Origin of the sequence: Streptomyces hirsutus, assembly GCF_001418415.1 — a bacterium.
Classification (GTDB): domain Bacteria; phylum Actinomycetota; class Actinomycetes; order Streptomycetales; family Streptomycetaceae; genus Streptomyces; species Streptomyces hirsutus.
On sequence record NZ_LIQT01000032.1, the window covers coordinates 23,074 to 30,938 of the forward strand.

General features: G+C 67.9%; 6 protein-coding genes. 3 read left to right on the plus strand and 3 right to left on the minus strand.

Features of this window, described 5'->3' with window-relative positions; all coding sequences use genetic code 11:
• Window positions 1-76: 76 nt before the first annotated feature.
• From AOK11_RS02770 to AOK11_RS02780, 3 genes are all read left to right on the plus strand, one after another.
• Window positions 77-385: a transposase gene (locus tag AOK11_RS02770; RefSeq protein WP_055592019.1), complete on the plus strand. Its 309-nt coding sequence runs from the start codon at window positions 77-79 to the stop codon at window positions 383-385.
• Window positions 382-1,302 carry an IS3 family transposase gene (locus AOK11_RS02775; RefSeq protein WP_055592020.1) on the plus strand — a complete coding sequence of 307 codons (921 nt, stop codon included), beginning with the start codon at window positions 382-384 and terminating at the stop codon, window positions 1,300-1,302. Before AOK11_RS02770 ends, AOK11_RS02775 begins: the two co-directional genes overlap by 4 nt.
• Window positions 1,303-1,583: 281 nt before the next feature.
• Complete coding sequence (locus AOK11_RS02780; RefSeq protein ID WP_240497192.1) at window positions 1,584-3,233, plus strand: right-handed parallel beta-helix repeat-containing protein; 1,650 nt, start codon at window positions 1,584-1,586, stop codon at window positions 3,231-3,233.
• A gap of 219 nt (window positions 3,234-3,452) precedes the next feature.
• Here AOK11_RS02780 and AOK11_RS02785 read toward each other — a convergent pair whose 3' ends face one another.
• Genes AOK11_RS02785 through AOK11_RS02795 form a run of 3 tightly spaced genes read right to left on the minus strand, consistent with a single transcriptional unit; the run spans window position 3,453 to window position 7,763 of the window.
• Window positions 3,453-4,895, minus strand: coding sequence for a UDP-glucose dehydrogenase family protein (locus AOK11_RS02785; RefSeq protein WP_079034594.1), 1,443 nt, complete (start codon window positions 4,893-4,895; stop codon window positions 3,453-3,455).
• A 56-nt stretch (window positions 4,896-4,951) separates the two neighbouring features.
• Window positions 4,952-5,974 carry a UDP-glucose 4-epimerase GalE gene (gene galE, locus AOK11_RS02790; RefSeq protein ID WP_055592021.1) on the minus strand — a complete coding sequence of 341 codons (1,023 nt, stop codon included), beginning with the start codon at window positions 5,972-5,974 and terminating at the stop codon, window positions 4,952-4,954.
• 34 nt (window positions 5,975-6,008) lie between these two features.
• Window positions 6,009-7,763 carry a glycosyltransferase family 2 protein gene (locus tag AOK11_RS02795; RefSeq protein ID WP_063793403.1) on the minus strand — a complete coding sequence of 585 codons (1,755 nt, stop codon included), beginning with the start codon at window positions 7,761-7,763 and terminating at the stop codon, window positions 6,009-6,011.
• Window positions 7,764-7,865: the final 102 nt, after the last annotated feature.

The window sequence follows — 7,865 nt, forward strand, 5'->3', positions numbered from 1 at the left end:
CAGATTCTGAGGTTCCCCCGAGATGCGGGGATGGGTGACAGAAGGTCAGATGGGTCTCATGAGAGGAGCCCAGACGATGCCTGCCCCGAGGAAGTACCCGCTGGAGTTGCGTGAGCGCGCGGTTCGGATGTACCGGTCCGCTGAGCCGAAGCCCGTGATCCGCCGCATGGCCGAGGAACTCGGCGTACACCACGAAGCTCTGCGCAACTGGATCCGTCAGGCCGAGGCCGACGCCGGCGAGCGAGGCGACATCCTCACCACAGCCGAGCGTGAGGAGCTGGCCGCTCTACGGAAGGAGAATGCCCAGCTCAAGCGGGCGAACGAGGTCCTGCGGACGGCTTCCGCTTTTTTCGCGGCCCAGCTCGACCCGACCCGGCCCAGGTGACCGCGCTCGTCGATGCGCACCCGCACCTGGGGGTCGAGCCCGTACTCCGGGAACTTTCCATCCCCTCCTCCACCTATTACCGCTGGCGCCAGGCCGAGAAGGAGCCATGCGAGCGACGCCGCCAGGACGCCGAGCTCACAGGGAAAATCCGGCAGGTCCACGCCGACTCCGGCGGGATCTACGGCTCACCCCGCGTGCACGCCATCCTCCGGCGTGAAGGCGTCCACGTCGGCCGCAAACGCGTTGAACGGCTCATGCGCCAGGCCGGCCTGGCCGGGATCAGTCCCCGGCGGGGCAAGGGCTCCACCCGACGTGATCCGGACGCGGAACTGGCCCCTGACCTGGTGCAACGCGACTTCACCGCGAACGTGCCGAACCGGCTGTGGGTCACCGACCTGACCATGATCGCGACCGAGGAGGGCCCGCTGTGGCTGTCCGCGATCCGCGACGCGTTCTCCCGCCGGGTGGTGGCCTGGGAAACCTCCGCCCGCGCGGACGCCGACCTGGTCCTGACCACGCTGGAGTACGCCCTGGCCAGCCGCGAAGTCGCCCCCGGTGAGCTCATTCACCACGCCGACCACGGCTGTCAGTACACGTCCGTGAAGCTCACAACACGCCTGCTCAGAGCAGGTATTCAGGCGTCCATGGGCTCGGTCGGCAACTCGTTCGACAACGCCCTGGCGGAGAACCTGTGGATGGTCATCAAGACCGAGTGCATCCGCGGCCGCGTCTTCGCCACCAGAGCCGAAGCGAACCTCACGCTCTTCGAGTACATCGACGGCTTCTACAACCCCCGCCGCATCCAGAAACGGCTCGGCTACCTCAGCCCGATCGAGTACGAGGAGAAGCACTACGCCATCCAGGCAACGACCGAACAAGTGAACCTGAAGCCACGTCAAACCGCCCTGACCAGCTAGTCAGCCACCCCCGCGCAGCGGGGGAACCTCAATTCGAACAAGTGTTGCGGTGCGTGAGCCGGACCGGGCACCGAAGTGGGTCGGGCGGTAGCTCGATTGCCTGTCGTGTACGCCGGGACGGGCGTGGGTGATGAACGCTCCTCATGTCGGCGTTTCGCGTGCCTCCTTTCTGGCAGTCTGCGCGTTATGTGTCCGATATGGCACCGGAATGTCTTTAAGGGGTGTGCGTGAACGTGGTGAAGCGGAGTAGGACGACGAGGGCCGCCGCTGGAGTCTCGACCGTGGTGCTCTTGCTGCTGGCAGGTTGCGACGTGCCCGGGGTCTACCGGCCGGCCCGCCCTGCCGGTGGCGGGCCATTCACCTTTTACGTGAGCCCCGAGGGCGACGACCGGAATGACGGCATGTCGTCAGAGAAGCCTTGGCGGTCCCTCGACCATGCGAACGCCGTGTATTTCAGGCCCGGTGACCGGCTACGGCTCAAGGGTGGCGAGCGGTTCCGCGGCAGCGTCACCCTTGAGGAGGGCGAGGCCGGCAGTTCAACGCAGCCGGTCGTGATCGAGTCGTATGGCGTCGGCCGCGCCACGATCGTGCCGCGCGGCGCGTCCGGCATCACCGTCCACAACACCGCTGGCGTGGAGATCCGGAATGTCTCACTGGTTGGCGATCACAAGGCGCTGAGAGAAGGGGTCGGGATCGCCTTCCGCAACAGCCTGCTGGGCACGCGGCGACTCGACCATGTAAGGATCACGAATGTGGAGGCGAGAGGGTTCCAAAATGGGATCAGCGTCGGTACCGAGGAGGGTGCCGTCGCGGGCTACAGTGACGTGCGGATCACCGACGCTTCCGTGCACGACAACCTTGAGGCCGGGCTGGTCTTTTACGGGCCCAGATTCGAGGCCGCCCGCCCCGCCTACGCCCACGACGACCTTCGGATTGAGGGAGTTAGGGCGTACTCCAACACCGGCGACCCCCAGAGCGACCAGCGCAACACCGGCAGCGGCATCGTGCTTGGCAGCGTCCGGAACGCGACGGTAGTGCGCTCAGTAGCCCACGACAACGGCTCGAAGTCCGCCGCCGCTGCCGAGGAGGGCCCTGAAGGCATCTGGGTGTACGACTCCACACGGGTGGTGCTGGAGAACAACACGTCCTACCACAACCGCACCGGCTCAAGGGTCGACGGTGGCGGTTTTGGTCTCGACAACAACGTGTCGCATTCGGTTATGCAGTACAACCTCGCGTACGGCAACGACGGGCCGGGATTCCTCGTCTACTCCGGCCAGCCGACCGGCGCCCACCAGAACAACATCGTCCGCTTCAACATGAGCTGGGATGACGCGCGGAAACTGCCCGAGTACGGCGGCATCGTCGCCTACGGCTCCCGCTTGAAGAACCTGGATGTCTACCACAACACGGTCGTGATGAGGACAGAGGGCCTGGCCTCGGCGGAGGCCGCAGGGAACCGGCCTCCGGCGCTGCGGCTGCACGACGGCATGGCCGATGTGCGCGTCCACAACAACATCTTCGCCACCGACGGGGGCCCCCTGGTCGAATTCTCGTCGGCGTACAGCCCGGACTCGCTGCGGCTCCAGGGCAACGACTATTTCAGCACTGGCGACTGGTCGCTGTGGTGGGGTGCCCGGCGCTTCACGACGCTGGACGGCTGGCGCGCCGCTTCCCGCCAGGAGATGCTGGAGGGCGATCCGACGGGTTCGGCCGAGGACCCGTGTTTGCCCGGGCTGGCCGCCCCGATCCCCGACCTGGCTGGTGCCGAGAACCTCGTGCCGGACTGCGAGAACGGGGTGCCCGCCGGGCTTGGTCCGCAGGCGATGGGCGTCGACTTGGGTCCCTTCGACTACTTCGGCAACCGGCTGCCGACGACATTGACGGTCGGGGCCGTACAGCCGCGTACCGCCGATCGAGGAGCACTCTGACCGTCGCGAGCCGACCGGACTCAGGGCGAGCCGCCCCGAGTGTGGTCGGCTCCGCGTCGGTAGCGACCCCACGCGCGCGAACGAGGGGTTTTTGGATAGCTGTCGAGGTACCGGCCCGCCAGGAACACCGTTTGCTGGTTCTGGGCGGTGCACGGCTTCGACCTGGCGCACAGGTGAGAACAACGAGCCAGGGCAGAGCCACTCCTTCTGCAGGCCGTTCTACGACGTGCGGGTCGGCAGCGCCTGGGCCATCGCCGCCGTGGGACCACCACCCGGCTTGGCGGCGGGGGAGGCGATCGTGGCCCGCAGTAGCCTTCCCGCCTGAGCGGCCGAGGTTCCGTCCGACGGCGCGGGGCGGCCCAGCGCCCTCACAGTCCAGCCGGCGGCCCGCCAGTCGTCGAGCGGGAGCGCGTTGCGGCCGTCGATGAGGACTGGCTCGCGGACCACGCGGGCCAGCTTGACCGGGTCCAACTCACGGTACTGGACCCACTCGGTGAGGTGGAGGACGAGTTCAGCTCCTTGGCAGGCGGTCAGGAGGTCCGAGCCGCAGCGCAGCTCCGGGTGGGCGAGCCGGGCGTTCGCGGCCCCTTCCGGATCGTGGATTCGGACGTCGGCACCCTGCCGGTGCAGCGCGGTTGCGACGGCCAGGGCCGGTGAGTCGCGCACGTCGTCGCTGTTCGGCTTGAACGTGGCACCGAGGACGGTCATCCGGCGGCCGGTCAGGTCACCGCCGACCATCTGACGAGTCAGCGCGACGGTCCGGGCTCGCTGGCGTTCATTGATCTCGTCAACATGTTGGAGGAACGCCACCGCCGGACCGACACCGAGCTCCTGGGCACGGGCGTTGAATGCTCGGATGTCTTTGGGGAGACAGCCGCCGCCGAAGCCCAGACCGGCGTTCAGGAACCGGCGGCCGATCCGGGTGTCATGGCCGAGGGCGTCGGCGAGGGTGGTCACGTCCGCGCCGGCCGCGTCGCAGACCTCGGCCATGGCGTTGATGAAGGAGATCTTCGTCGCGAGGAAGGAGTTGGCCGCGACCTTCACCAGCTCGGCCGTGTTGGGGTCGGTGCTGATGTAGGGGACTCCTGCCTCCAGCATCGGTGCGTAGACCCGGCGCAACGTCTCGTCGGCCTCTGGGCTGGTCACACCCGCGACCAGCCGGTCCGGCCGCAGCGTGTCCTCGACCGCGAAGCCCTCGCGCAGAAACTCTGGATTCCATGCCACCTCCGCCCGCACGCCCGCCGACGCGAGGCGTGCGATACGTGTGGTCAGGCGCGCCGTGGTGCCCACCGGGACGGTGGACTTGCCGACCAGCAGACACGGCGCAGGCAGGTGCGGCACAAGCCCGTCAACGACGGCGTCCACGTACCGCATGTCGGCCGCCTGGGAGCCGGCCCGCTGAGGGGTGCCCACGCAGATGAAATGGACCTCACCGTGAGCCGCCGCTTCGCGCAGGCTGGCTGTGAACCGCAAGCACCCGGAAGCGAGTGCCTTGGTCAGGACGTCGTCGAAACCCGGCTCGTAGAAGGGGGGTCGGCCCTCGGTGAGGGCCTTGATCTTCTTGATGTCGACGTCGATACCGAGGACGTCGTGTCCGATGGCGGCCATGCACGCGGCGTGCACAGCTCCGAGGTATCCCGTACCGATGACGGTCAACCGCATGCGCTGTTCTCCTGTCTAGCGCGGAGGTGGGAGAGGGGGACGGCGTACAGGACCTGTCAGGGGGCGTAGCCGGACGGGTTCTGCTGCTGGAAGTTCCACGCGTCGCGGCACATTGCGGCCAGGTCGCGCCGTGCGCTCCACCCCCAGGCAGCAGCGGCCTTCGCTGGATCGGCGACCAGCTCCGCGACGTCACCGGGCCGTCGTGCGGTGACGTGATACGGGATGGACCGTCCCGAGACTTCCTCGAAGGTGCGCACGAGCTCCAGGACGGATGCGCCGCGGCCGGTGCCGAGGTTGAAGGTCCGCATACCGGGTCCGTCGTCGATGTGGTCGAGGGCGGCGCGGTGCCCCTCGGCCACATCGACGACGTGGAGGTAGTCGCGCACCCCGGTGCCGTCGGGCGTGGGGTAGTCGTCGCCGAAGACGCTGAGCTCGTCGCGGCGGCCCACGGCGATCTGGGTGAGGAAGGGCACGATGTTGTTCGGCACGCCGTGCGGGTCCTCGCCGAGCAGGCCGCTGGGGTGGGCGCCGGCAGGGTTGAAGTATCGCAGCGCCAGAACCCGCAGCTCGGGCACGTGTCGGCACAGGTCCGCGAGGATCTGCTCGCAGGTCCACTTGCTCATGGCGTAGGGGTTCGCCGGCGCCGCTGGGGACTCCTCGGTCAGTGGGACGGTTGTCGCGTCGCCGTAGATCGAGCAGGAAGAGGAGAACACCAGCCGGTGTACCCCGTGGTCGTGCATCGCCGCGACCAGGGCCGTGGTGCCGCCGACGTTGATGTCGTAGTAGGCGAGGGGGATTTGCACCGACTCGCCGACGGCCTTCTTCGCGGCGAAGTGGATCACCGCGTCGATCGGGTGGCTCGTGAAGACGGCGTCCAGCGCACGCCGGTCGCGCACGTCCGCGACGTGGGCCGCGGCGATCGGGCGGCCCGCGATTTTCGCGACGCGTTCGAGAGCCTCGGGGGCGCTGTTGGAGTGGTCGTCGAGCACGACGACCTCGTGGCCGGAGTGAAGGAGCTCGACACAGGTGTGGCTGCCGATGAAACCGGCGCCACCGGTGACCAGGACCGTCTGGGGCATGGGGACCTCATTTCTCGATAGGCCGCGAGGGCCGTCACCAGGCGTAGAAGCCGGTGAGATAGGTGGGGAAGACGGCGACGGCGAGCGCCAGGGGAAGCAGCGACAGTAGGCCGGCAACGAGCGGGAACGCGGCCGTGCGTAGCGCGCGCAAGACGGAGACGCCGGTCGCGCGTGCCGTCTCCTTGACGTGCAGCGCGCCGACAGTGAGGGTCACGGTGGCGTACGAGGCTGAACCGAGGATGCAAAGGAAGACGTAGCCGACGGCGGGGCCGGTGAACTGTCCGGCGAGAGCCGAGCACGAAAGGAACGTTGTGATCAGCAGGTATGGGGTGACGGCGCGCAGCGGGAGCGGCTCCAGGCCGTCGCGCTTCTTCGGCGTGACTTTGAAGGTGATCTGGCGAGGCCGCAGCTTCTGCCTCACCGCTGCCAGCACGCCCCACGCGACGTAGGGCCAGCGGGAGAGCCCGAAGAGCCAGAGCTCCCAGCTGAAGACCGGGGCGTCCTTGGGGCGCATCAGACCGCGGCGGCGGCAGAGCAGCGTCAGCAGGACCAGCCAGACGGACATGCCCCAGAAGTGCGCCAGAAACTCGATGTAATTGACGTTGATCCAGGGAGTGCCGGTGATTGCGGCTACTGGCGGCAGCACGATGCCCAGGACGGTGGCCGCAGCCAGCAGCGGGTAGTACATCAGCGCTGCGCCGAAGCGAACCCGCAGCTTGAGGGGCATGCGGCCCAGGTGGCGCGGCAGCATTCCCAGGAGCATCACGGCCAGGCTTCGGGACCACTGGAACTCCTGGGTGACCATCGCGCTGAAGGTGAGAGGGCCCTCCCCGTGTGCCTCCGCGTCGATTGCGAACGCTCCCTGCCAGCCTGCCGAGCTGAGCAGGAAGGTCGTCGAGAAGTCCTCGGCGAGTTCGGGGCCAAGACCACCGATGTCCCGCAGCGCCTGGGTGCGGACGGCGTAGTGCGAGCCGATACACACGGGGGAGAGACCGGCGGAGTGACCCAGTTGCACGGGCCCGTGGAACATGGCCTCGCGATGCAGTCGGCCGCGGGCGGCCCAGGAAGTGTCGGCGTTTGAGTCGCAGACGCTGGGGGCTGCGACGTAGCCGATGGCCGGGTCGGAGAAGGGGCGGACGACCTCGGTGAGGTACTGGGGCCCGGGGACATGGTCGCAGTCGAGCTGGGCGACCACGTCGTAGTGGTCGTAGCCCCAATGGTCGTAGAAGAAGGCCAGGTTGCCCTCCTTGCAGCGCGTCCGCCGCGGCCAATCAGCCCGGTGGTAGTCAATGCGGCCGCGTCGACATGACACGCCGACGTTGTGCGACCAGCACCAGTCGAGGATTTCCTGCGTGGGGTCCTCGTCGCACAGCCAGACGTCGTAGACGTACGGGAAGTCCTGGTCGAGCATCGCTTCCAGGGTGGTGCGGGCGATGTCCCAACCCTCGGACGGGGCGCGAGTAACGACGAACGCGGTGCGCAGTGCGGGCACCTTGCGGGCAGGGTCGAAGCGCTGCATGCGCAGCAGCGCAACGAGGAAGTGCACTGGCAGATAGGTCAGGTACAGAAGGAGAGCGCTGTTGACGACCAGACCCCACCAGCCGATGCGGTGAGACGGCTGAAGCCACCAGACCCAGAACCAGACCAGACTGGCTGCCCAGCCGAGGGACAGCAATACGACCAGGAAGCGATCCAAGCGCGAGAAGGCCCGCACGAACCTGGAGGGAAGGACGGTGAGTCCTCGCGACGGCTTTGCCAGGACAGGGCCGTCCGGGCGGATGGAGGCCACCGCACCCTGCGACAGGCATCGGATTTCCTCGCCCAACGCGTTCCACTCCTGCGGTGAACCAGGAGCCGGAGAGGGGGGAGGGTCCTGGACGGTGGGGGTCCC